The 23,375-nt window shown below is 62.1% G+C and carries 20 protein-coding genes and 2 tRNA genes; 8 read left to right on the top strand and 14 right to left on the bottom strand.

Annotated features, from left to right (window positions below):
* The first annotated feature begins 25 nt into the window (after positions 1-25).
* Complete coding sequence (locus L9B60_RS18190) at positions 26-1,900, top strand: MFS transporter (protein WP_249672134.1); 1,875 nt, start codon at positions 26-28, stop codon at positions 1,898-1,900.
* On the opposite strand, the gene sugE is transcribed toward L9B60_RS18190, so the two are convergent.
* The 3 genes from sugE to rdgC form a co-directional block, all read right to left on the bottom strand.
* The gene (gene sugE / locus L9B60_RS18195; protein WP_249672135.1) at positions 1,890-2,204 is read right to left on the bottom strand and encodes a quaternary ammonium compound efflux SMR transporter SugE; all 315 of its coding nucleotides are present in this window, start codon (positions 2,202-2,204) and stop codon (positions 1,890-1,892) included. The genes L9B60_RS18190 and sugE overlap by 11 nt on opposite strands.
* A gap of 118 nt (positions 2,205-2,322) precedes the next feature.
* On the bottom strand, positions 2,323-3,255 hold the full coding sequence (locus tag L9B60_RS18200; protein WP_249672136.1) for a bile acid:sodium symporter family protein: 933 nt from the start codon (positions 3,253-3,255) through the stop codon (positions 2,323-2,325).
* A gap of 125 nt (positions 3,256-3,380) precedes the next feature.
* Entirely contained in the window at positions 3,381-4,301 is a 921-nt protein-coding gene (rdgC, locus tag L9B60_RS18205) for a recombination-associated protein RdgC (RefSeq protein ID WP_249672137.1), read from the bottom strand.
* A gap of 162 nt (positions 4,302-4,463) precedes the next feature.
* Between rdgC and L9B60_RS18210 the strand changes: the two genes are divergently transcribed.
* Positions 4,464-4,539, top strand: a tRNA-Val gene (locus tag L9B60_RS18210).
* Positions 4,540-4,558: 19 nt separating this feature from the next.
* Positions 4,559-4,635, top strand: a tRNA-Asp gene (locus tag L9B60_RS18215).
* Between the two features lie 112 nt (positions 4,636-4,747).
* Here the strand turns inward: L9B60_RS18215 and L9B60_RS18220 are convergent.
* The 11 genes from L9B60_RS18220 to L9B60_RS18270 all read right to left on the bottom strand — a co-directional run bounded on the left by L9B60_RS18220 (position 4,748) and on the right by L9B60_RS18270 (position 19,928).
* Positions 4,748-5,296, bottom strand: coding sequence for a hypothetical protein (locus tag L9B60_RS18220; RefSeq protein ID WP_249672138.1), 549 nt, complete (start codon positions 5,294-5,296; stop codon positions 4,748-4,750).
* A gap of 14 nt (positions 5,297-5,310) precedes the next feature.
* A complete protein-coding gene (locus L9B60_RS18225; RefSeq protein ID WP_249672139.1) occupies positions 5,311-5,559 on the bottom strand; it encodes a hypothetical protein in 249 nt (82 codons plus the stop codon).
* 37 nt (positions 5,560-5,596) lie between these two features.
* Positions 5,597-5,908: a hypothetical protein gene (locus tag L9B60_RS18230; RefSeq protein WP_249672140.1), complete on the bottom strand. Its 312-nt coding sequence runs from the start codon at positions 5,906-5,908 to the stop codon at positions 5,597-5,599.
* 5 nt (positions 5,909-5,913) lie between these two features.
* Positions 5,914-13,605, bottom strand: coding sequence for a hemagglutinin repeat-containing protein (locus L9B60_RS18235; RefSeq protein WP_249672141.1), 7,692 nt, complete (start codon positions 13,603-13,605; stop codon positions 5,914-5,916).
* 32 nt (positions 13,606-13,637) lie between these two features.
* A complete protein-coding gene (locus L9B60_RS18240; protein WP_249672142.1) occupies positions 13,638-14,156 on the bottom strand; it encodes a toxin-activating lysine-acyltransferase in 519 nt (172 codons plus the stop codon).
* 8 nt (positions 14,157-14,164) lie between these two features.
* On the bottom strand, positions 14,165-15,901 hold the full coding sequence (locus tag L9B60_RS18245; RefSeq protein ID WP_249672143.1) for a ShlB/FhaC/HecB family hemolysin secretion/activation protein: 1,737 nt from the start codon (positions 15,899-15,901) through the stop codon (positions 14,165-14,167).
* A 184-nt stretch (positions 15,902-16,085) separates the two neighbouring features.
* Entirely contained in the window at positions 16,086-17,420 is a 1,335-nt protein-coding gene (locus L9B60_RS18250; RefSeq protein WP_249672144.1) for a sensor histidine kinase, read from the bottom strand.
* A 70-nt stretch (positions 17,421-17,490) separates the two neighbouring features.
* The gene (locus tag L9B60_RS18255; protein WP_249672145.1) at positions 17,491-17,931 is read right to left on the bottom strand and encodes an LTXXQ domain protein; all 441 of its coding nucleotides are present in this window, start codon (positions 17,929-17,931) and stop codon (positions 17,491-17,493) included.
* A gap of 221 nt (positions 17,932-18,152) precedes the next feature.
* Positions 18,153-18,830, bottom strand: a complete 678-nt coding sequence (locus L9B60_RS18260) for a response regulator transcription factor (protein WP_249672146.1) — start codon at positions 18,828-18,830, stop codon at positions 18,153-18,155.
* 200 nt (positions 18,831-19,030) lie between these two features.
* Positions 19,031-19,330, bottom strand: a complete 300-nt coding sequence (locus tag L9B60_RS18265; RefSeq protein WP_249672147.1) for a YciI family protein — start codon at positions 19,328-19,330, stop codon at positions 19,031-19,033.
* Between the two features lies 1 nt (position 19,331).
* Positions 19,332-19,928, bottom strand: coding sequence for a septation protein A (locus L9B60_RS18270; protein ID WP_249672148.1), 597 nt, complete (start codon positions 19,926-19,928; stop codon positions 19,332-19,334).
* Between the two features lie 62 nt (positions 19,929-19,990).
* Here L9B60_RS18270 and L9B60_RS18275 point away from each other — a divergent pair, with 62 nt between their 5' ends.
* The 5 genes from L9B60_RS18275 to L9B60_RS18295 are packed head-to-tail and all read left to right on the top strand — an operon-like array spanning position 19,991 to position 23,315.
* The gene (locus L9B60_RS18275; protein WP_249672149.1) at positions 19,991-20,851 is read left to right on the top strand and encodes a PHP domain-containing protein; all 861 of its coding nucleotides are present in this window, start codon (positions 19,991-19,993) and stop codon (positions 20,849-20,851) included.
* Between the two features lie 16 nt (positions 20,852-20,867).
* Positions 20,868-21,497: an L-threonylcarbamoyladenylate synthase gene (locus tag L9B60_RS18280; RefSeq protein ID WP_249679773.1), complete on the top strand. Its 630-nt coding sequence runs from the start codon at positions 20,868-20,870 to the stop codon at positions 21,495-21,497.
* A gap of 5 nt (positions 21,498-21,502) precedes the next feature.
* Positions 21,503-22,315 carry a segregation and condensation protein A gene (locus L9B60_RS18285; RefSeq protein ID WP_498371214.1) on the top strand — a complete coding sequence of 271 codons (813 nt, stop codon included), beginning with the start codon at positions 21,503-21,505 and terminating at the stop codon, positions 22,313-22,315.
* 11 nt (positions 22,316-22,326) lie between these two features.
* The gene (gene scpB, locus L9B60_RS18290) at positions 22,327-23,127 is read left to right on the top strand and encodes an SMC-Scp complex subunit ScpB (RefSeq protein ID WP_249672150.1); all 801 of its coding nucleotides are present in this window, start codon (positions 22,327-22,329) and stop codon (positions 23,125-23,127) included.
* A gap of 5 nt (positions 23,128-23,132) precedes the next feature.
* A complete protein-coding gene (locus L9B60_RS18295; RefSeq protein ID WP_249672151.1) occupies positions 23,133-23,315 on the top strand; it encodes a DUF1289 domain-containing protein in 183 nt (60 codons plus the stop codon).
* The last annotated feature ends 60 nt before the right edge of the window (positions 23,316-23,375 follow it).

Here is a 23,375-nt window from a genome sequence, read left to right on the forward strand (position 1 = left end):
ACTAAATAAAGCAGGACCACGGACGATGAGTCACTCCTCGCAATTCAGCCTGTTAAAGAAGCGGCGCTTTTTGCCGTTCTTCGTCACCCAGTCACTGGGCGCCTACAACGACAACGTGTTCAAGCAATCGCTGATCCTGGCCATTCTGTACAAGCTGAGCATCGCTGGCGACCGTTCGATCTGGGTCAACCTGTGTGCCTTGCTGTTCATTTTGCCGTTCTTCCTGTTCTCGGCGTTGGCCGGGCAATTTGGGGAAAAGTTCGCCAAGGATGCGCTGATCCGGGTGATCAAGCTGGGCGAGATCGCCATCATGGCGGTGGGGGCCACGGGGTTCATGTTCGATCATCTGTGGATGATGCTGTTGGCCCTGTTCGCCATGGGCACCCATTCGGCGCTGTTTGGCCCGGTCAAGTATTCGATCCTGCCCCAAGCCCTGCGTGAAGAGGAGTTGGTGGGCGGCAATGGCTTGGTGGAAATGGGCACGTTCCTGGCGATCCTGGCGGGTACCATCACCGCCGGGGTGATGATGTCGTCGGCTCATTACGCACCTATCGTGGCCACGGCCATTGTGCTGGTGGCCGTGCTCGGCTACCTGGCCAGCCGCGGCATACCGCGCACCGCGGCGTCTACGCCGGGCATGAAGCTTAACTGGAATATCTTCAGCGAGTCCTGGGCCACCCTGCGCCTGGGTTTGGGGCAAACGCCTGCGGTGTCACGCTCGATTGTCGGTAACTCCTGGTTCTGGTTCGTCGGGGCGATCTACCTGACGCAGATCCCGGCCTATGCCAAGGAGTGGCTCAACGGCGATGAAACCGTGGTCACGCTGATCCTCACGGTGTTTTCGGTAGGCATCGCGCTGGGCTCGATGCTGTGCGAGAAACTCTCGGGGCGCAAGGTTGAGATCGGTTTGGTGCCGTTCGGCTCCTTCGGCCTGACCTTGTTCGGGTTGTTGCTGTGGTGGCACTCCGGTGTGTTCGCCCAGGGCGCCGTGCCCAACGACTGGCTGACCGTGCTGGGGGTTGGCAAGGCCTGGTGGGTGCTGCTGGATATCCTTGGCCTGGGTGTGTTCGGGGGCTTTTACATCGTGCCGCTGTATGCGCTGATTCAGTCGCGTACCGCCGAAAACGAGCGGGCCCGGGTGATTGCTGCCAACAACATCCTCAACGCGCTGTTCATGGTGGTTTCGGCCATCGTCTCGATCGTGTTGTTGAGCGTGGCCAAGTTATCAATCCCGCAATTGTTCCTGGTGGTGTCGCTGATGAACATCGCGGTCAACACCTACATCTTCAAGATCGTGCCCGAGTTCAGCATGCGCTTCATGATCTGGCTGCTCAGCCATTCCATGTACCGCGTGCAGCACCGTGGGCTGGAGCAGATTCCAGAGCAGGGCGCAGCCTTGCTGGTGTGCAACCACGTTTCCTTTGTCGATGCCTTGCTGATCGGTGGGGCAGTACGGCGGCCGATTCGCTTCGTGATGTACTACAAGATCTATCGGCTGCCGGTGCTGAACTTTATCTTCCGCACCGCCGGCACCATCCCCATCGCCGGGCGTAACGAAGACCTGCTGATCTACGATCAGGCGTTCAAGAAAATCGCCGAGTACCTGGCCGATGGGGAGTTGGTGTGCATCTTTCCTGAAGGCAAGCTGACCACCAATGGCGACATCGATGAGTTCAGGGGCGGCCTGTCGCGCATCCTCGAACAGACACCGGTGCCGGTCATTCCGTTGGCCTTGCAGGGGTTGTGGGGGAGCTTTTTCAGTCGCGACCCGAACAAGGGTTTCCTGCGCCGGTTGTGGTCGCGGGTTACCCTGGTAGCCGGGCCTGCCGTGGTGCCGGACGCCGCGCTGCCCGCGCAGTTGCGCGAGCAGGTCAGCGTGTTGCGTGGCGCTACGCGCTGAGTTTGAGGCCGGCCAGGCCTGCGATGATCAGGCCCACGCTGATGATACGCAGCGGGGCCACGGATTCGCCGAACAACAGAATGCCGGCTATCACGGTGCCGACGGCGCCCACGCCCGTCCAGATCGCGTAGGCGGTGCCCAGCGGCAGGTCTTTCATGGCCAGGCCCAGCAGGCCAAGGCTGGTGGCCATGGCCGCGACGGTGAGTACGGTGGGCAGGGGGCGGGTGAAGCCGTCGGTGTATTTCAGGCCGACGGCCCAGCCGACCTCGAACAGGCCGGCGAGAAGCAGGATGAGCCAGGACATGGGAAACCTCCATCGGATGATGGGGCCGTCCCCGCAGTGGTACTCGAATAGAGCCGCAAGGCCGTCCTTGCGATGCGCACTATAATGCACTTTTTTGATCGCAAGGACAACTTTTGCCTTAGCGACGCTCCTCCATCTTGCGGAACCAGGTCGACAGCAAGGCCCCGGAAATGTTGTGCCACACGCTGAACAGCGCGCTCGGCACGGCGGCCAGGGGCGAGAAGTGCGCACTGGCGAGGGCGGCGCCCAGGCCCGAGTTCTGCATGCCCACTTCCAGCGACAGCGACTTGCGCTGGGCCAGTGGCAGCTTGAAGGCTTTGCCGGTGAAGTAGCCAAGCAAAAAGCCAAAGCTGTTGTGCAGGATCACCACGGCCATGATCAGCAGGCCGGACTCGGCGATCTTCGCTTGGCTGGCGGCGACCACGGCGCAGACGATCATCACGATGCTGACCACCGACACCAGCGGCAACACTTCCACGGCCAGTTTCACCCGTTCGCCCAGCAGGCGCTGGGCAACCACGCCGAGGATGATCGGCAGCATCACCAGTTGCAGGATCGACCAGAACATCTCCATGAAGGACACCGGCAGCCAGGCCGAGGCCAGCAGCCAGATCAGCGCCGGCGTCAGCAGCGGGGCGAGCAGGGTGGTGACCGCTGCGATGGCCACCGACAGCGCCAGGTCGCCCTTGGCCAGCCAGGTCATGACGTTGGACGAGGTGCCGCTCGGGCAGCAGCCTACCAAGATCACGCCCACGGCAATTTCGGCCGGCAGGTGGAACAGCTGGCACAGCAACCAGGCCATGCCCGGCATGATCACGAAGTGTGCGACCACGCCCAGGCACACGCGCCAGGGGTGGCGTGACAGCTCGGCGAAGTCGTCGAGCTTGAGGGTAAGGCCCATGCCGAACATCACCAGGCCCAACAGCGGCACGATAGCGACTTTCAGCACGATGAACCATTCAGGTAAAAGAAAGGCCAGTACGGCAAACAGCAGCACCCAGTAAGCAAAAGTGTTTCCAACGAAGCGGCTCAAGGCGGCCAATGCGCGCATGGCGGTGTTTCCTTCTTATAAATATGAAAGCGCCTTCTTTATAGAAGGCGCAATAGTGCGGTGCAGCGGTTCGCGGATAAATCCGCTCCGACTGTAGGAGCGGGTTTATCCGCGAAAAGGTCGACTCAGATCCCTTGCGGGATCTCTTCGCCGCCCAATGCCTCGAAGATCGCCGGCAGGAAGTCGCCGAAGGTCAGCATCATCAGCGTGAAGCTGGCGTCCAACTGGCCCAGGGCCTCTTCGCCACCGTCTTCTTCGGCCTGATCCTGCAGCAGCTCTTCGAACTTCAGGCGCTTGATGACCATCTTGTCGTCCAGCACGAAGGACAGCTTGTCCTGCCAGGCCAGGGACAGTTGGGTGACCTGCTTACCGGTGCTCAGGTGCAGCTGGATCTCTTCGCTGGTCAGGTCCTGGCGCTTGCAACGCACGATGCCGCCGTCTTCATGGGTGTCACGCAGCTCGCACTCGTCCAACACATAGAAGTCGTCGGCGGCTTTCTGGGTTTTTACCCAGTCGGTCATGGTCGCGGTCGGGGCGATCTTCACGGTCAGCGGGCGCACCGGCAGCGAGCCGATCACTTCACGCAGGGTGGACAGCAGGTCTTCGGCGCGCTTGGGGCTGGCCGAGTTCACCAGCACCAGGCCCTGTTTGGGAGCGATGGCGGCGAAGGTGGCCGAACGGCGGATAAAGGCGCGGGGCAGGAAGGCCTGGATGATCTCATCCTTGATCTGGTCGCGTTCTTTCTTATAGACCTTGCGCATCTGCTCGGCTTCGATCTCTTCGATCTTCTCTTTGACCGCGTCGCGCACGACGCTGCCCGGCAGGATGCGTTCTTCTTTACGGGCGGCAATCAGCAGGAAGTCGCCGCTGACGTGAACCAGTGGGGCGTCTTCGCCTTTGCCGAAGGGGGCGACGAAGCCGTAGGTGGTCAGCTCCTGGCTGGCGCAGGCGCGGGCCGGCTTGGTGGCCAATGCGGTTTCCAGTGCTTCGGCGTCGAAAGGAATATCTTGGGTCAGGCGGTAGACAAGCAGGTTTTTGAACCACATGGGGTGAATCACTCCTCAGCACATAAGGGGGGCATTATTCTCCGTGTGAGGCCTCAGGCCAACCCTGTGCTAAGTCTTTGGAAGGCCTCGTAAAATAATTTAAAAAAGTGCTTGCCAGACTATAGGTGCGTCCGTAGAATGCGCGCCACACCGAGAGACAAAGGGTGATTAGCTCAGCTGGGAGAGCATCTGCCTTACAAGCAGAGGGTCGGCGGTTCGATCCCGTCATCACCCACCATTCTCTCTAAGTGTATCGCGCAGCGGTAGTTCAGTCGGTTAGAATACCGGCCTGTCACGCCGGGGGTCGCGGGTTCGAGTCCCGTCCGCTGCGCCATATTAGAGATCAGGACCACTGAACGCCTGATTTCAAAAGAAAGCCCGCCTTGTGCGGGCTTTTTTTCGTCTGCAGATTGAGCAACAGGGCCTTTCGGCCCTTTGCCGCCGCGTTAAAAGGCGTCTGCCGCGTTGCACAACGACGCTTTTTGCAACGCCACCTGGCTTTCGCCACCGCCCAGTGTTTGCAGGTTGAGCTGGCATTGGCCGCCTTCCAGCACGATCAACTGATAGTCCTTGCCCGCTTCGGGTGTGAAGCGGAACGATTGCTGGCAGCTGTAGCGGTAGCCGCCGGAAACGCTGCCCTCGCTCTGGAAGTTGAAAGCCGTGGGTTTGCCCGCCGGGATCTTCAGTTCGGTACGCGCCACTGAGTCGCCCTGCGCGTGCACCTCGATGGTGCCGGGCGGCATGCCCAACACCTGGTTATTACGGTTGGCGAAACCGGATTGGGTCACGGCCATCACGCCCGCCCCCGGGCTGCGCCAATCGATGCAGTCGCGCCCGGGGACCGCGCGCAGCATGCCGTTGGTGATCACCCGCAGGCGCGCGGTGTCACCGCTTTGCGGTTCGCCATAAGGTGTCGAATAGGCGCGCACGTTGGCCAGGTTACCGCAGCCGGCCAGTAGCAGGGCGGCCGCGCAGGCACACGTCAAATACTTCATGGGCACGCCTCCGGTCAACGGCAACGGTAAGGGCTTTCGCTGCCCAGTTCCTTGCCGCTGTGGCTGTCGACGATGGTTACCACGGCGCCTGGGTAGGCCGAACACAAGGCGTTGCGCGCGGTGTAGATGCCGCGCCCCTGGGTGGCAATGGTGTAGCCCTGCGCCTTGCCCGAAGCATCCTTGGCGCTGACGTCGTAATCGCCGGATAGGGTCACGCATCCGCCCAAGGACAGCAGTAGGGCCAGGTTTGTCAGGTATTTCATCGTGTTACCTCCTTGTCACGGCCCGTGTGGCCGACGTTCAGTTATGCGGCTGGCAGGCCATGATTTTCTGGGCGCGTAAAGTGGTGCACAGGTCAAAGCCATCTGTGCGCACTAGCCCCGCGTGCTTCATGCATTCGAAGCGCTCGGCCTGCTGTTCAGTGGTCGCTTTACCATCCATTCCCGAATAGTTCGGGTAGCCGCAGGCGGTCATCGCCTGGCGGACATCGTCTTTGTTGCCCCCCGGTTTTTGCCACATTTCGACGTCTGCCGGCGGCGGTTGAAAGGGTTTGGCGTGGCAGGCGCTGATCAGCAGCGCAGTTGCGATACAAACAAGGGCGCTGAGGCGCATGGGGATTACTCCTGCTTCGCATTGACTTTGACGTAGTGGGCTTTGTTGTCTTTCTGGTCGGTCCAATACTGCTGGCAGGCAGCGGGCGCTGCCGCACCGTAACAGTTGTGCACGGTGTAGGTGCCGCCAAGCACGTTAAGAAACTCTTTGAAGCCATTGGTGGTGTCTGGCAATACACCGCCCGTACTTGGGTTGTCGCCGACGAAGAATGAACGGCCCACGGGATCGTTCTCGTGGATCTGATACTGCAGCACCATGTCGTCTCTTTTGCTCGGGCTGCTCACGGCATCGCGGTTTTGCAGGGTCGCCAATTGCTCGTCGGCCTTGTAGACACTGTACGCGGCACCAAAGAAATTGATCTGGGTGTCGCTCAGGCTGCCGACGGCATCGGGCAGCGACATAATGGAGCCCATGGCGTTGCCCACCGTCATCGTGCCGCGGCTATGGCCGTCCAGGTGCAGGCCGCTTTCGCCGTAGTTGAGCATGGCGGTGCGGGTTTGCTCGGTAGCGTTGGCCAGCCCCCAGAAGTTGTTTTCCAGGTTTTTCTGGTAAGCGGCGACCAGTAGCTCCGAAAGCGAATTGTCGGCCTGCGGGAACCAGATGAAATACTGTGGGCCAGTGACGTCGGGGTCACGGTGCTGGACCGCGTATTTTGCCGCGCCGTCTTCGTCATTGAAGATACCGTTGTCGGCCAGGTGCACCTTGTTATCGGAGCTGCGTTGCAGGTTGGCTTTTTCGTCCGCGTTCAGTTCCCGCCGTTGTGGGATACCGTTGTCGTCGGTAATCACCTTACCGTTTTCGTCCGTGAGCACCACGAACATCTTGGCTTCTTTCACGAACATGGTGCGGTAGGCCTCGTCGGTGAACTGCACCATCTGCCGGTAGGTTTCGTTCTTGATCGCCTGCTGGGCCGCGGCAGACTTGGCCAGCTTGGCCACGTCCTGCTTGCCCACGGCGTCCTGCGCATTGGCGGTGTCGCGGTTCAGGCCGGCGATGGTCTGATTGGCGTCCTGGCCGGTCAGCAGCCACTGCCCGGACCCATCGCCGATCACCACGTTGCCGGCACTCACGGCGCTGCGGGTAGCGCCTTGCGAGGAACTGGAGTCCTGGCCATTGTTGAGCAAGGTGCTGACGATCCCTTTGCTTGCGCCATATTTGCCTTGGGTAAACATGTCCGAGCTCAACGACACGCCGCTGGTACTGGCGCTGGCGCTGGAGCGGTTGAGCAGGTCGGCGGTGGTCAGGGTGCCGGTGCTCAAGGTGTTCTTGCCATTGGCGATGGCCGCGTCACTGCTGGCGATTACCCCGCCCACCAGGTCGGTGTTGCCTTTGACGCGCACATCGAAGCCGCCGTCGCCGGCCTGGATGCCGCTTTGTTCGAGCACGCTGGCGAAGTCGGACTTGTCCTTGCTGTTGTTCAGGCTGACGCTGGCGCTGGACATGCCGTAGCAGAACGGCGGAATGCACAGGCTCACGCCCACGCCGGTGCTGCTTTGCTTGGAGGCGTAGGTGCTGGTGTCCTGCAGGCTTTCGATGCTGAGGTTGCCGCCCACATCGGCGCGCACTTGCGGCGCGGCCACCACGGCGCCCTTGAGTTGGGTATCGCCACCCGATTGCAGCAACACGCTGTTGCCAGCATTGACGTGGGTGTTGCTCCATACCAGGTCATTGCCGTCGGCGTTGCCGCGGTTCATCGACGCGCCGGCATTGAGGGTAAAACCATTTTGCGTGCCGCCCACCGCGAAGCCGATGCCCAGGCTGGCGCTGCTACCCTTGTTGGTGCCATGGGACTCGACGGTATTTTGTGCTGCCAACAACGCGATGTCGCCATCGGCCTTGAGGTTGGCGTCGCGCCCGGCAGTGATTTCGCTGCCCTGCACGGTAATGTCGCTGGCCTGTCCTGCACCTGTGGCGGTGATATTGACGTCGCCGCCGGCGCGCACCGAAGAGCCGGTCGCTTTGCTGCCGGTTTGCTCGCTCTGGCTTTCGTTGCTGTTGGTGCCGATGGAAATGCTCACGTTGATGCCACCGGCCTGGGCCGGGTTGGCTACCACGGCGCTGTAGGCGCTTGCAGTCTCGAGCCCGGCGTTGGCGGCAGCCAGGATTTTCAGGCGGTTATCATCCGTGTCGCCCGCGGCATTGCCCATGTGTTGGGCGGTTTGCAGGGCCGTGACCACCGGGTTAGTCAGCGTGACGGTCAGGCCACTCTGCTTGAAGCGGCTTTCCTGGGTGGCATGTTGGGCATTCTGGGCCTCCAGGATGTCGACTTTCTGCGCCTGGATATTCACATCGCCGACCGGGGCGGAGACGTCGCTGCCCACTTGGCGGTAGTTATTGCCGGCGATGATATTGACGTTGCCGTTGGTGGCACCCACGGTGCTGGCCGCGCTGCTGTCGATGTCAGAGGTGTTTTTCGCGCTTTGTTGCTGCGTGCCCATGGTCACCGCGACACCGCCGCCGCTGAACAGGCCGCTTTGCTTGACGTCCTTGGTGTGCTTTTCGTTGACGGTGTCAGTGGCGGCCAGTATTTGCACGTCGTGCCCGGCGGTCAGCGTGGTTCCGTCAGTGGACACCACGTTACTGCCTTGGAGCCTGAGGTCATTGCCGGCTTGCAGGTAAGCCGACTCGCTGCTGACAGTGGTGCCCTTGGCGCGATCTTCGGCCAGGGTGTCGCGCGTGGTGGTGGTTTTGCTGGAGAACAGACTGTTGCCGCCCTTGACCTTGTGCGCCTCGTCGACACTGTTGTATTGGCGGCTCTCAGTCAGGTTGATGTCATGGTCGGCCGCCGCTTGCACCGCACCCTGTGCGCTGGTGAGGCTGGCGCCGCGCGCATTGATGTCGTTGCCGGCCAGCAAGCGCACATCGCCTGAGCCATCCACGGTGCTGCCGACTTCGGTGCGGCTAGTGTCTTCGCGCCAGTTGCTGGCGTTCCATTTCACGCTTTGGCTGCGTTTCTCGGTCACCGTGCCCAGGTTGAGGTCATGGCCTGCATTGAGGGTCGTGGTGCCGCCCTCGTCAATCTGGGTGACCTGTGCAGCCTGCATATTGATGTCGCGCCCGGCGCTGGCCACCAGCGAGGCGGCGGGGCCAGAGACGTAAAGCCCGGCCACCCGGGAGACTTGGGTGGCGGTGCCTTGGGTGCTTTGGGTGTCACGGGTGCTGGACACCAGGTTAATGTCGCGGCCTGCGCTGACCGTCAGGCTTTTACTGGCGTCGATTATGCCGCCCAGGTTGTTCAGATCGGTGAGCGCCTGCACGCCAACCTCGCCACCGGACAGCCGGCCACCCAGGTTCTGGATGTTTTGCGCGGTGATCGCCAGCACGCTGCGCCCAGCCAGGGTACTGCTGTTGACCAGGTCGCCCTTGACGTTCAAGTCCACTGCATTACCGCTGAGCAAACCACCCGCGCCGTTGATGTCACCGTCACGCACGCGCACGTAGACCTCGGGCGCCAAGGCTTTACCGACAGTGCCGTCGGGCAGGGTCACGTCCTTTTCCACCAGCCAGACAATGTCGCTGGTCAGTTGCGCCATTTGTTCGGTGGTCAAGGCCACGCCAGGCACCAGGTTCCACTGGCCCGCGTAGGTCAGGCCGTTGTCGAGCAGCGCGCGGTACTGGCTCTCGTCGCTGGCATAGCCATCCAGGAAGCGGCGGCCGGTCAGTTGCGCGACTTGCTCGCGCACCAGTTTCTGTTCATAGAAGCCATCGCCCAGGCGAGTCAGGGTCAGGGCCGGGTTCAGGGACAGGCGGTCGAGCATGTAGTCCGACGACAGCCAATCGCGGTAACTGGTAAAGCGCGGGTCGCTCTCCACGATATAGCCGGGCGTGGCCTGGGGGTCGACATGGAACAGGCTGTTGTCGGGCAGTTGCACGTTGATGCCGCCGCTGCGGATCGATTCGCTGTCGCCACTGGTGCCTTGCAACGCGGTCACTTCTTCAACCGGGGTGACGTTGCGGCCATTGGCCAGGTTGACGTTGGCACCTTGGGCGCCCGTCGCCTGCTGGTTGACCTGGTTAACCTGGCGATCGGCCAACTGCGTGCCACTGCCGCCCTGGTTGGTATTGCCCGTGTAGCGCGTGGGTTGCACGAAGATATCCACAACGCTGGCAGCCGGGTTGTAGGCCGTGGTGTCGCGGCCCTGGCGGTCGCGGCCCTTGCGTTGGATGCGGTAGAAATGGGACACCGTGCCGCTGTCGGTGGTGACGCGCTGCCCTGCGGTTTCGGTGTTGTTCAACTGCCCGATGTTGCCGGTCAGCACACCACCGGCAAGGATCTGGCTGTTGTCGTTCAGCGCCGTGTTGGCGGTGAGCAGCATCGAACCACCGGACAGGATCTGGCCGGGGTCAGAGGTCAGTACCTGGGTTTCAGTGGTGGTGCGGGTGTAGTCGTAGCGGTTGAAGTTGTCGTTATTGCCGGCGGGAGTGCGCAGGTGATCGACTTCATCGTTGTAGATGGAAATCTCGCTGGGCTGGTAGCGCGTGGGCGAGCCGGTCAGTTGATAGTCTTGCAGCGTCTGGCTACCCACCACTACTTGGTGGGTACTGAAATGCTCATTGGTGTTGCGGATCACCGCGCTGGCCAGGCTCAAATCGCCCAGCGCCTCAATGGTGGCACTGGCGTTTTGCAGCAAGGCCGCTTGGCCGCTGGCGTGGCCGTCCGCATCCAGGGCGCCGCCGATATGCAGGTCGCCGGCACTGAACAACAATGCATGCTCACGATTGAGGATCGACTGGGCGCCGATGTCCAGGCGGTTGCGCGCAGCGATCACCGCGGCCTGACCGTTTTCCACGTCGTTGTTCAAGGTTTGCACGGCAATCGACACTTGATCGCCATAGAGGCGGCCGCTGCCCAGGTTGTTCAGCACGCTGCTGTTGATGCGGGTGATTTGTGCGTCGATCAGGCCGCGGTTGTCGATGTTGCCGGTGGCATTGAGGGTGACTTGGGCGGCGCTGATCTCACCGTTCGCGCGGTTGGTCACGCTGCTGGCCGATACCTTCAAGGCATTGCCTGCCAGCAAGCCTGCCTGGTTGTCGAGGCTGCCTTGCAGCTTGATATCGATGGTGCCGTTGGCTTGTAGCGTGCCGCTGTTGACCAGGCTTGAGCCCAGGTCCAGGTTGATATCGCCGGTACTGAGGGTGCTACCGGTGCCGCCCAGGCTGGCACTGGTGATACTGAGCTGATCGCCTGCGATCAAGGTGCCGCCGTTGTTGGTCACTGCCAGCGTGCGATGGGCCTGGGTATCCTTGATGAGTAATTGCTTGCTTGAGGACACCAGGCCTTGGCTGTTATCCAGGTGGCCGGCGCTTTGCAGGGTCAGGGTTTCGTCGGCACGCAGCGCGCCGCTTTGGTTGTTGACCTGCGCCGCGTCAATCAGCAGGGCGCGCCCTTCGATGCCCAGGTCAGTGCCTCGGGTGTTTTGGTTGTCGAGTATGCCTGCGACAATATCCAGGCTGCCGCCAGCGCGCAGCAGGCCGCCGGCATTGCTCAACTGGCCATTGGCAAGGTTCAGGCTGGCGGCGCCCAGGGTCTGGATTGCCCCGCCTTGGTTGTTCAGGCCTGCGGCGTTCAGGGTCAGTGACTTCTCGCCGGTCAGGGTGGCCCCGGCGGTGTTGTCAAACTGCGAGGCAGCCAGGGTGATATCACCTTGGCTGCCGATAAAGCCGGCATTGTTGTTCAACAGGCCCGCGTACAAGGCCAGGCCGCCCTGCCCGAGCAGGCCGTTGTGGGTGCCCGAGTCGCTGTTGAGTAGCGTTTGGCCGTGGGTGTTCACGGTCAACAAGCCGCTGGCCTGAATGAGCCCCGCCTGGTTGTTCAACTCGCCGCTTTGGATGTCCACGGCCTTGCCTAGCACCAGGCCGCCGTGGTTGAGCAGCGCTTGCCCGCCACTGTTCAGATGCAGGTCGGCGCCGCTGACCTGGCCGTTGGTGTTGGTCAGCCCTTGGCTGTTGATCGTGATTGCGCCGAGGGCCAGGGCTACGCCGCTGGTGTTATCGAACAGGTCGCTGGCAGTCACATGGAGCTCGCCACTGACGGAGCCCAAGGTGCCGCCCTGATTCAGCAAGCGGCCGCTGGCGAGCCTGATGTCGCCCTCGTTGGCCAGGGTGCCGCCGCTGTTGTCCAGCAGCCCGCTGACCGTCACTTGCAGCGTGCCAGCGCCCGTTTGCAGGATTTTGCCCTGGCGGTTGCTCAGGTCGCGGGCGGTCAGTTGGATACGCTGTGCTTTGATTTTAGCGGCGTCGGTTTTTAACGCCTGGCTGGCGGAGGCGCTCAGGGTTTGCGCGCTGTCCACGGTGGCGCCTGCCAGGTCAATGTCGCCGTTGCCGGCGTGCAGGTTAATGTTTTGCCCCGAGCTGTCACTGCCAGCCAAATTCAGTTGAGCGGCGTTTAAGCTCACATCGCCAGCGGCAAGGGCGCTGCCCTGATTGTTGATCGCCTGCTGCGCGCTGACATTGAGCGTGCCATTGCCGGTGACCAGCCCGTCGGCGTTCACCCCGGCGGCCAGCAAACCCTTGTTACTGTTGCTGACCTGGGCGGCCGACAGGGTGACATGCCGCGCGGCAGCGACCTGCGCGCTGTTGGCCAGGGTGCCGGCGGTGGTTAGTGTGGCGTCGCCTTGGCTGTAAAGGTCACCGCTGTTATCGATACCGCGTTGGCCGGTCAGTTGCAGGTTACCGGTGCTGCTGATCTGGCCACGGTTGCTCAGTTGCCCATCCGCACTGATGACCACGTCACCCGCGCTGGCGCCGATCTGCCCGGCGTTGCGCACGCCCATGCCGGCCTCGGTACCCACCAGCTTGATCTTGCCCGCATACATGCCGCCTAGTTGCGCGACGTCGATGGCAACGCTAGGGGTGTCGCCGGTTCCTGCGATGGGGGTGGCCGTGGTGTTGTCCGCATTGACCTGATTGGCCCCGGCAGTCACGCGCAAATCGTTGGCCCAGACACCGGCATTGACCTCTACCGAGCGGGCGATCACGTCGGTGTAGTCGGTTTGTCCGGCATCCAGCCCTTTGCCGGTGATGGAAACCTTGCCGCCGCCCACCCGATACCCCTGGATTTGCCCGTCCTGCATTTGCACGGTACCGGTGGTCAATGTGGCGCGGTTGGCGTTGATAAAACCGCAACCGTCGCAGGCGATGCCCGCCGGGTTGGCGATGACGACCTGCGCGCGATCACCGCCCACTTCGACGTAGCCACGCAATTGGCTGGGGTTGGTAGCGTTGACCTCGTTGAGGATGACCCGCGCGGTGCCGTTGGCCAGCGCCTGGTTGCCTTCGATCCAGCCGCCCAGTTGGGTTTGCACGTTGGTGCGCGAGTTGTTGAGGATCGCGCCCTGGGTATTCACGTCGAACTGGCTATAGGTATTGTGCGACACGCCCGCGGCACTGGGTGTTTGAATATTGACTTGCGGCACACCATTGGCGGTAGTGATCACGCCGGGCTGTTGCCCCGCCGGCGCACCATGGTCGGCAACGATATCGGCCCAGGCGGGCTGAGCAACCAAGGCAATCAGCCCCAGAGCCGCCATGAGCGACCAGCGTAGCGGGCGCAAGGTCAGCAGCGGTCCATTTGCCGTCGCGACCGCTTTGGGCGAGTCGCGCCCACCGGCTTTACGGCTACCCAGAACGTTTTCGGCAACCACCATCAACAGGCCGCGTGCCTTGTTGAAAACAATGCGATACAGATGCTTGTTCATACAAATCCCTTTGAATTCTAGCGTGCGACGTCTTACGCGCTGCGGGCCACGGCATGGGTGGCAAACCAGGCGCGGGCCTCGGCGGGCATTACTTTGATGCCTTGGAACTGTTTGATTTGCAGCCCACGTTCGTCACCGCGGTGGTACAGCCCGCGCATGCAACGGTCGGTAAAAAAGCGCCGTTGCAGCAACCGAGCGACTTGCGTGCTGTGGCCAAACGGGGCGACCCAATCGTGAAACCACATTCGTTCACCGCTGTTCCAGTCGTGCTCCGGCAGTTCGAGCGCAGCGTTATCCAGGTAGCGACGTTCGGCCTCGGCGCTGAAGTAACTCCAGGACACGTAGAACACCGGCCGGCCCTGCTGGCTGCCAATCATGAATTGGCGCTGGCGCAGGGCTGGCAACAGCAGCTTGTTGAGGGCGTGCAAGGGCATGTCCCGGTGGGCTTTGGAGTGCATCCATAGCCACACCGCGCAGCCCAGCGCCTGTGTTTCGCTCCAGGGGGCGTCGGTAAAACCGGGTGCAATCAATTCAAAGTCATCGATCAGCATGGCGGTGCTCACATAGACCAGGTCAGGCTGAAGCCTGCGGTGGTGCTGGCGGTGTCGAACCCTTTCGGCTTGCTCAAGGGTTGCCCGACAAACACGTCATAGGAAATGCTCTGGTAACCGCCACGCAAACCCACCACGGCGCCGGCCAGGTGCGTGCCGCTTAAGTAGCGGCTGGACTGCCCGCCGACTTCACCGTAATCGACACCCAGGTAGGTTTCCTGGCCGCTGTTGCCCAGGGCCAACGCCAAGTCGTTGCGGTTCAGCCAGCCGCGGTCTGCCGAGAGGATGTTTTCTCCGTCGAAGCCACGTACCGAATAGCGCCCGCCGATGGAGAAGCGGTCCTGGGGTACCAAGGGGGTGCGGTTCCATTGCGCGCGCCACGTGCTGGTGTAGCGCAGGCGCTGGCTGCCCAGGCCGAACGGTATCGACAGCTGGGCGTCGGAGGTGATGATCTCGGCCCTTGAAGTGCCTTGGTTCAGTGTCTCCTCAGGCGCGGACAGGGCATTGCGTGCACCCGTGCCGCGCTTGTAATTGGCGCCTACGTCCAGTGTCGCGGTACCGATGAATTCGCGATGGCTGAGCCCGAATGCCCAGCCAGCCATGCGCCGACGCTGGATTTCGATCTGGGTGTCATCGATGTAGTTCTGCGAGCTGCGCGTCCAGCCGCTCAACGTGGCCGTGGTCTTGCGCACCGCATCGCGGTAGAGCAAGCGCGACAGGCTGATCTCGTTGGTTTTGCTGGTACCTGTGTACAGGTAACTCTGGTTGGCGCCGGACACCGACTGGTGATAGTCGTATTCGCTGGACGTCACGCCCAGCAGCCAGTAACCGTAGGGCACCGAGTAGTGCAGGGTATGGCCACGCGAGCCGCGGTCGCCGGAGTCGCCGCCACCCAGGTCATGGTTGTAGCTGGCGTAAAACAAATCGTTGAGGCTCAGGATATTGTCCAGTGACACCGACGCGGTGCCTAGGTACTTGCCCGTGGCATCGGTGCCGGAGTCGTCCATGGACAGGCTAAAGCGCACTGGCAGTTTCTGTTTCCAGGCAATTACCAGGTCGCTCTCGCCGGGCTTGGCGTTCGCGCCTTGCGTGGCGGCAATCTGGATGTCGGCGTCTGCGGTGGGCACCCGCTTGAAGTTTTCCAGCGCTTGTTCGATATCGCGCAGGTTGAGCAGGTCGCCCGGGCTTGCCGGCAGCGCGTTCCAGGCATTGGCCCGTGAAGAGGTGCCCGCGGCAAAGCGAATGGCATGGATGCGACCGGGGATGACGGTCAGTTGCAATACGCCGCTGCGCAGGTCTTGAGGCTGGGCCAGCACCCGAGTGGTGACATAGCCGCGCTCGATGATCGCATTCTGTATACGCTTCATGGTCAGGTTGATGCCTTGCGCGCCCAGGCACTGGCCGGTGGCAGGGTCATCCTTGGGGTCAGCCTTGGCCAGCGCCCACTGGAACTGCGCGGCGGCCTCGCCCCCCAGTACGATCTTGCGAATGGGAAAGCACGGCGCTTGATCCTTGATCAGCCGGTTGCCCCCCAGTGGCTCGGCGGGCAGTTGCAGCCGCACATCGTGCGTGGGCTCAAGTTGCTCGCGCAACGCGCGGTCGCGCTCCTGTTGTTGCAGCAGGGGTTGCGCGGGCAGGGGAAGATCGGCGGCCTGGGCGCATTCGCTGGTAAAAACGCCCAATAGCGTGAGGCCGGCCGCAGAGGTGCTGATCAGGCTTTTTACAGGCCTGGTGATGGACTTCATTTCGCTTCCTTGAGAATAAAAGGCGCCGACCTTGGCGATGCCAACCACTGACCGTGTATGCCTTGACTGAAGGCAAAACAACATCGATCGCGCGGTATGAGCCTTTCATTTCAAGAAAGTTCAAAATTGTGTCAAAACATTATCAATACCGTGACAAAGGCCTCACTTGGCCTTGCAGCGCGTTTCAGGCACTGGCGTTGGGCACCAGAGGTAAGTCCAGCGTTGCCACAAACCCGCCCTGCGGATGGTTGGCCAGGTTAAGCGTGCCACCATGGCGCTCCACCGCGCGCCTGGCAATGGCCAGGCCCAGGCCGTGGCCGGGTGATGTTTGCCCGGGTGCGCGGTAAAAAGGTTCGCCCAGTTGTGCCAAATGTTCTTCACCCACGCCCGGGCCATGGTCGCGCACGCTCAGTTCGATGCGATCGCCCACCGGTTTTGCGTTGACCTCGATGGGTTGGCCTTGCGGGTTGAAGCGCACGGCGTTGCGCACCAGGTTGTCCACGGCACGTTCGATCATGCTGGGCCAGCCGTGCAGGGTCAGGCCGGCCGGGGCGTCCAGGGCGATCAATTGTTCAGGGGCGCTCATGTGCGCATCTTTACGCACGCTTCTGAGGATCAGGTTGATGTCCACGGTTTCGGCGGTGGCATGTTCGGCATCTACCCGGGCCAGCGCCAGAATCTCACTGATCAAGGCTTCCAGGCGATCACACTCGCGGGTCAGGCGTGGCCACAGGCGTTCGCGTTGCTCGCCTTCGGCGCGTTCGGCCAGCGCCAGGGCGATGCGCAAGCGTGCCAGCGGTGAGCGTAGTTCGTGGGAAACGTCGCGCAGCAATTGCCGCTGGCTGCCAATCAGGCTTTGCAGGCGTGCGCCCATGCGGTTGAAGTCGTTGGCCAGCACGCCGAATTCATCGCGCCGGCCTGCAAGCTTGGCCAGGCTGTTCTGTTGATAGGTGGTTTGCCCCAAATCATGCACGGCGCCACGCAGGCGGCTTAAAGGACGGGTGATCGACAGGGTGACCAGCAGGCTGAACAAGGTCAGTACCACCAGCGCGATGCCCAGTGCGCTGAGCGGCCACAGCAGACTTTCGCGGTGCCAGGCATCAAGTTCGGGGTGCGGTACTCGGTAGATGAACAGGTACGTGTCACCGGTGGTGGGGCTGCTGTATTCGGTGGTCAAGCGGCGCCAGGGCAATTGGCGGTCGTCATTGTTTTGCCGGGCCTCGAAGGCGGCGGCGCGGCGCGGGAACGTCCCCGGTACCACGGCTTCGCCGCTTTCGTTCAGCACTTGTACGTCGATGTGATAGCGCCGCTTGAGTTGCTCGAGCAGTTCCTGGGCGGAGTCCTGACCGTCTTTCTCGAAGCTTTGGGTCCAGTTCTGGGCCAGGTCCTTGAGGCCGGGGTGGCGGCTGAGAATCCAGGCATCCTGGTTAAGCATGTGGCCCAGCAGGATGGACAGCCCGGCAACGAGGGCGATGGCGAGCCAGAAACTGGCCAGGATCCGCCAGAACAATGAGCGCAAGGGAATACCTCAAATGAGCAAAGCCCGACACGCGTGGGCGTGCCGGGCTGGGTGAACAATGGCCTTGAGTTTACTGGGCTTTTTGGGCCTTTTGCGCTTTCCAGGCCTGGAATTCCTTCCATTCGGCCCGGCGCTGATCCTGCTTGACCTTCAACTCGTCGAACTGCTTCTGTTGGGTGGGGTTGAGCACGGCGCGCACCTCAGCCTGAGTTTTGGCACGCTTGGCGTCGATTTCATCCTTCATCGCTTTCTGGTCGGCTGCCGGCAGCTTTTCCAGATACTTGTGCATGATTTCGCGGTCGCCGAAGCGCTCGTGACCCATCAGCTTGCCGATTTGCTCGCGCTGTTCGCGGCTCAGGTCCAGTTGGCTGAAGGCATCACGGCCGTGGTGGCCGGGGCCGAACCCAGGACCGCCGGGGCCCATGTCGCCGCCAGGGCCGCCTTGAGGCATGGCCATGGCCACGGTGGGCAGGGCAGCAGCGAACATCAGGGCGATCAGAGTCTTGCGCATGGTGAATCTCCTTGTCTCGTTGCCGGTGTGTTACCGGATGAGCTCAGTTTAGGGAGATCAAGGTCAGCGGCGGTCAGGCGACGGTAAAGCTTCGGTAAAGAGGATTTAACCGCAGGTTTACACACATGGAGCGGGGGGAGGCTTTCGCGGATCAATCCGCTCCTGCAGAGGGCGGGTTTCTCTGTAGGAGCGGATTTATCCGCGAACCAGGCACCGCGAATTTACTCGCTGTAGTAGTAACCGCGGCTGCGCAGCGCCACGATGCGCGGGCGGCCGTCGGGGTGGGGGCCGACTTTTTTGCGCAGGTTGCTGACGTGCATGTCCAGGCTGCGGTCGTACAAGGTCAGCTTGCGGCCCAGGGCGATCTGCGCCAGCTCCTGCTTGTCCAGCGGCTCGCCGGGCTGCTTGAGCAGCGCCTCCAGCAAGCGGCTCTCGGAGATGGTCAGGCTGATGTCATGCTCATCGATGCTCACCACCCCACGTGCCGGGCTGTAGCACAGGTCGCCCAGTTCGATCTGGCTGGTGGCAGTGGCCGGGTGGCTGCGGCGCAGCACGGCGCGCAGGCGTGCGGTCAATTCGCGTGGATCGCAGGGCTTGGCCAGATAATCGTCGGCGCCCAGCTCCAGGCCCAGGATACGGTCCAGTGGCTCGCCCCGGGCCGAAAGCATCAGCACGGGCAGGTCGGCGTGTTCACTGCGCAGTTGTTTGAGCAATTCCAGGCCACTGCCGTCGGGCAGCATCACGTCCAGCACCACCGCCGCCGGGGCAGCCTCGGCCAGTGCCTTGCGGGCGCTGTTGCCGTCATGGCAAGCGCGCACCTGGAAACCTTCCTGGCTCAGCCAACTGCTCAGCAGTTCGCACAGCTCTATGTCGTCGTCAATCAGTAACAGATCGCTCATGAATCTCTCAATTCAGCCATTGGCGACGCGGCCTGCGCCCGCCGCTTGCAAAAATACCGCAGACGCCTGGTTGCCGTCAGTATTGGGCAGGTTGTCGGCAGTCGTTGGCTAATGATGAGCCATTGTTGGATGCTTTTTAACAGGATCGGTTCGCGCCTTGCACGCAAAACCTCGTTGGCTTGCGTGCAGGGCAGGGCGAATTAAGGCAGGACTTGCTTGAACGGCTTGACCAGCACGTCGGCGTATACGCCGGCGGCGATGTAAGGATCGGCGCTGGCCCAGGCTTGGGCCGCGTCCAGGGACTCGAACTCGGCGACGATCAGGCTGCCGGTGAAGCCTGCAGCGCCTGGGTCATTGCTTTCGATGGCCGGGTGCGGGCCGGCAAGGACCAGGTGCCCATCGGCCTTGAGTTTTTCCAGGCGCGCGAGGTGTGCGGGGCGCACGCTCAGGCGTTTTTCCAGCGAGTCGGCAACGTCTGTGGCAATGATGGCGTAAAGCATGTCAGTCCTCGGTTTTTGGAGTGGAGGTATCGCTGTCGTGCAGGTGGCGGGACAGGTAGATGCCCTGGCCCACCAGGAACAATACGGTCATGCCCAGGCTGCCGAACACCTTGAAGTCCACCCAGAAGCTCTGGAAGGTGAACGCCACGAACAGGTTGGCAGCGCCGCAGAAGATGAAAAAGCAGATCCAGGCCACGTTCAGGCGTGTCCACACCGCATCGGGCAATTGCAGGGCGTGGCCCATGATGCGCTTGATCAGCACGCGATCGCCGATGAAGTGGCTGCCGATGAAGGCCAGGGCGAACAGCCAGTTGACCACCGGCGCTTTCCACTTGAGGAAGGTTTCGCTATGGAAAGCCAGGGTCAGGCTGCCAAAGACCAGGCAGGCGACCAGGGTCAGCCATTGGCTTTTTTCCAGCTTGCGCTGGGTGATGAACAGGATGCCGTAGACCACCACGGAGCTGGCGATCAGCACGCCCGTGGCGCTGAAGATGCCACCCAGGGTCACGTCGTGGCCGGCCACGTCGATAACGCGTGGGTCCAGTTTGTAGACGATGAAGAACAGCAGCAGCGGGATGAAGTCGATGAATTGTTTCACAATGGCAGCCAGAAGCAGGATGTGACGGCATAATAACAAACATCAAAGACTGGGATAGTGCCATGAATATTGACCTGCACTGCCACAGTACGGCGTCCGATGGCGCCTTGTCCCCCACGGTGCTGGTCGCGCGTGCCCATGAGCATGGCGTGCAGACCCTGGCCCTGACAGACCATGACACACTTGAAGGGCTGCCCGAGGCCCGTGCCGCGGCGCTTGCGCTGGGCATGCAGTGGGTCAGTGGCGTCGAGATGTCCTGCACGTGGGGGGGCGCGACCATCCACGTGCTGGGTTACGGCTTCAAGCTCGACGCGCCACCGTTGGTCGCCGCAATCGAAACGTTGCACCACGGCCGCTGGCTACGCGCCGAGGAAATCAGCCGCAAGCTGGCGCTCAAGGGCATGCCAGGGGCGCTGGAAGGCGCGCGCGCCATCCAAAAAGAGCTGGGCGACAGCGGCAATGCGCCGGCGCGCCCGCATTTCGCTGACTTTTTGGTGCGCGAGGGCTACGTCAAGGATCGCGCCGAGGCGTTTCGCAAGTGGTTGGGCGCCGGCAAGCTGGGCGACGTCAAGCAGCATTGGCCCACGCTTGAGGAAACTGTCGAGACCTTGCGCCAGTCCAATGCTTGGGTCAGCCTTGCGCACCCGCTGCATTACGATTTTACCCGCAGCAAGCGCCGCAAGCTGATTGGCGACTATATTCAAGCGGGTGGCCACGCCATTGAAGTGGTCAACGGCATGGCGCCGGCCGAGCAAGTAGGGACACTGTCGATATTGGCGCGTGAATTCGGTCTGCTGGTAAGTGCCGGCAGTGATTTCCATGGTCCTGGTGCCTGGGGCGAGATCGGTAGCTACCGGGCGCTGCCGGAGGATCTGCCACCTTTATGGTGTCGATTCAAACATGAGCAGCACACTGTCGTTTGAAGAACAGGTAGAGAACGTGAGTCAATTCTTCCAGATTCATCCGGACAATCCCCAGGCGCGCCTGATAAAACAGGCCGTGGAGATTATCCGCAAGGGCGGGGTGGTGGTCTATCCCACCGACTCCTCCTACGCCCTGGGTTGCCAGATAGGCGACAAGACGGCGATCGAGCGTGTGGGCCGGCTGCGTCAACTAGACCCCAAGCACAACTTCACGCTGATTTGTTGCGACCTGTCGCAGTTGGGCCTGTTCGCCAAGATCGACACCGCGACCTTCCGCCTGCTCAAGGCCCACGTGCCCGGGCCCTATACCTTTATTTTGAACGCCACCCGCGAGGTGCCGCGCCTGCTGATGCATCCCAAGCGCCGCACCATTGGCCTGCGCGTGCCGCAGAACCCGATCTTGAAGGCGCTGCTTGAAGAGCTTGGCGAGCCGTTGATGAGCGTGAGCCTGATCTTGCCGGGCGACAGTGAGCCGATGAGCGACCCCTTCGAGATCCGCCAAAGGCTTGAGAAGCAGGTCGACCTGATCATCGATGGCGGCAATGGCACGCTTAAAGCCTCCACGGTCATCAACCTGGCCGATGGCGAGCCAGAAGTGGTGCGGGTGGGCTGCGGCGACCCTTCGCCCTTCATGGTCGAGGCATGAGTTAAGTGACGGCTGTCGAAGAAACCCTGCCGCAACGCCCGGCCCCCGAACAACTGGCGTTGGTGTATGGCGAAGCCTTCACCGAGATGCCGGTGGACTTGTACATCCCGCCGGACGCCCTGGAGGTCTTCCTGGAGGCTTTTGAAGGGCCTCTGGACTTGCTGCTGTACCTGATCCGCAAGCAGAACGTCGACATCCTCGATATCCCGGTCGCCGAAATTACCAAGCAGTACATGGGCTACGTCGAACTGATGAAGACCGTGCGCCTGGAATTGGCCGCAGAGTATCTGGTGATGGCGGCGATGCTGGCCGAGATCAAGTCGCGCATGCTGTTGCCGCGCTCGGCCGAGATCGAGGAGGAAGAAGGCGACCCGCGTGCAGAGCTGATCCGCCGCTTGCAGGAGTACGAACGCTTCAAGGCTGCCGCCGAAGGCCTGGACGGGCTCAAGCGGGTAGGCCGCGATATCTACGTGCCCAAGCTCGATGCGCCGCAGGCCAAGGCGCGCAAGTTGTTGCCCGATGTGATGCTCGAAGAGATCCTGATGTCCATGGCCGAGGTGCTGCGCCGCGGCGACATGTTCGAAAGCCACCAGGTCAGCCGCGAGGCACTGTCCACCCGCGAGCGCATGAGCGATGTGCTGGAGCGGCTCAAGGGCGGCGGCTTCGTGCCCTTTGTCGAACTGTTCACCGCCGAGGAAGGCAAGCTGGGGGTAGTGGTCACTTTTATGGCCATCCTTGAACTGGTCAAGGAATCCTTGGTGGAACTGGTGCAAAATGAGCCCTTTGCGGCGATCCACGTACGGGCAAGAGCCGAATAAAGAGCTGAACCATGAATTTGACCGAACCCCGCGAGCTTGCGCCCCTGCTCGAAGCTTTTCTGTTGGCCTCTGGAAAGCCGCAGTCCATGGAGCGGCTGTTTGAACTGTTCGAAGAAGCCGAGCGGCCCGAGCCCCCGGTGTTCAAGAAGGCCCTGGACGTACTGCGCAAGTCCTGCGAAAACCGCGCCTTCGAGCTGGTGGAGGTCGCCAACGGCTACCGCCTGCAGATTCGCGAGAAATACGCGCCTTGGGTCGGCCGCCTATGGGAGGAGCGCCCCCAGCGTTATTCCCGCGCACTGCTGGAAACCATGGCGCTGATCGCCTACCGCCAGCCGATTACCCGCGGCGAGATTGAAGACGTGCGGGGCGTGGCGGTGAACAGCAACATCGTCAAGACCTTGCTTGAGCGCGAATGGATTCGAGTGGTGGGCTACCGTGAGGTGCCCGGGCGCCCGGCGATGTTCGCCACCACCAAGGCGTTCCTCGACCACTTCAACCTCAAGAGCCTGGACCAATTGCCGCCGCTGGCCGAGTTGCGCGAAATGGAGCCCGAGCCCATTGCCGGGCTTGAGGACGACGACCCGCCGGTGCCTGCGCATTTGCAGGCCCTGGCCGATGCCAGTGCCGAGCCTGGGGAGCCGCAGGAGCCGCGCGAGGAAACCAGCTTCCGCACCTTGTTGGTCGAACTCGACAGCATGGAGGAGGGTCTGAAGACTGACTTCGACGATTTGCTGCCCAGCTTGCCCGCGTCCGACGGCGAGCATGAAGATGAGCGGCAGTGGGACGAGGAACCCGATCCCCAGCGCGAGTAGCCGCCATGAAAGACCCTTGCATCAGTGTCTGCAAGTTCGATGACGACGTGTGCATTGGCTGCGGGCGCACCAAGCGCGAGATCAAGGGTTGGAAAAAACTCGACAAGAGCGACCGCAAGGCCATCCTGGCCCAGGCCCAGCAGCGGCTGCGCAGCTTGGGCGCCACCGGTCGGCGGAAAAAGAAATAGCCGTCGGGTGCGGCTATTTCAACTAGTCTTTGGTGCGCATCAGCGCGCATGAGCGTATGA

Source organism: Pseudomonas abieticivorans (genome assembly GCF_023509015.1).
Lineage (GTDB): Bacteria > Pseudomonadota > Gammaproteobacteria > Pseudomonadales > Pseudomonadaceae > Aquipseudomonas > Aquipseudomonas abieticivorans.

Bases quoted from the DNA above. Each gene is read 5' to 3' on its own strand.
- L9B60_RS18190 (WP_249672134.1), top strand. From the start codon at position 26: ATGAGTCACTCCTCGCAATTCAGCCTGTTAAAGAAGCGGCGCTTTTTG.
- sugE (WP_249672135.1), bottom strand. From the start codon at position 2,204: ATGTCCTGGCTCATCCTGCTTCTCGCCGGCCTGTTCGAGGTCGGCTGG.
- L9B60_RS18200 (WP_249672136.1), bottom strand. From the start codon at position 3,255: ATGCGCGCATTGGCCGCCTTGAGCCGCTTCGTTGGAAACACTTTTGCT.
- rdgC (WP_249672137.1), bottom strand. From the start codon at position 4,301: ATGTGGTTCAAAAACCTGCTTGTCTACCGCCTGACCCAAGATATTCCT.
- L9B60_RS18220 (WP_249672138.1), bottom strand. From the start codon at position 5,296: ATGAAGTATTTGACGTGTGCCTGCGCGGCCGCCCTGCTACTGGCCGGC.
- L9B60_RS18225 (WP_249672139.1), bottom strand. From the start codon at position 5,559: ATGAAATACCTGACAAACCTGGCCCTACTGCTGTCCTTGGGCGGATGC.
- L9B60_RS18230 (WP_249672140.1), bottom strand. From the start codon at position 5,908: ATGCGCCTCAGCGCCCTTGTTTGTATCGCAACTGCGCTGCTGATCAGC.
- L9B60_RS18235 (WP_249672141.1), bottom strand. From the start codon at position 13,605: ATGAACAAGCATCTGTATCGCATTGTTTTCAACAAGGCACGCGGCCTG.
- L9B60_RS18240 (WP_249672142.1), bottom strand. From the start codon at position 14,156: ATGCTGATCGATGACTTTGAATTGATTGCACCCGGTTTTACCGACGCC.
- L9B60_RS18245 (WP_249672143.1), bottom strand. From the start codon at position 15,901: ATGAAGTCCATCACCAGGCCTGTAAAAAGCCTGATCAGCACCTCTGCG.
- L9B60_RS18255 (WP_249672145.1), bottom strand. From the start codon at position 17,931: ATGCGCAAGACTCTGATCGCCCTGATGTTCGCTGCTGCCCTGCCCACC.
- L9B60_RS18260 (WP_249672146.1), bottom strand. From the start codon at position 18,830: ATGAGCGATCTGTTACTGATTGACGACGACATAGAGCTGTGCGAACTG.
- L9B60_RS18265 (WP_249672147.1), bottom strand. From the start codon at position 19,330: ATGCTTTACGCCATCATTGCCACAGACGTTGCCGACTCGCTGGAAAAA.
- L9B60_RS18275 (WP_249672149.1), top strand. From the start codon at position 19,991: ATGAATATTGACCTGCACTGCCACAGTACGGCGTCCGATGGCGCCTTG.
- scpB (WP_249672150.1), top strand. From the start codon at position 22,327: ATGAATTTGACCGAACCCCGCGAGCTTGCGCCCCTGCTCGAAGCTTTT.
- L9B60_RS18295 (WP_249672151.1), top strand. From the start codon at position 23,133: ATGAAAGACCCTTGCATCAGTGTCTGCAAGTTCGATGACGACGTGTGC.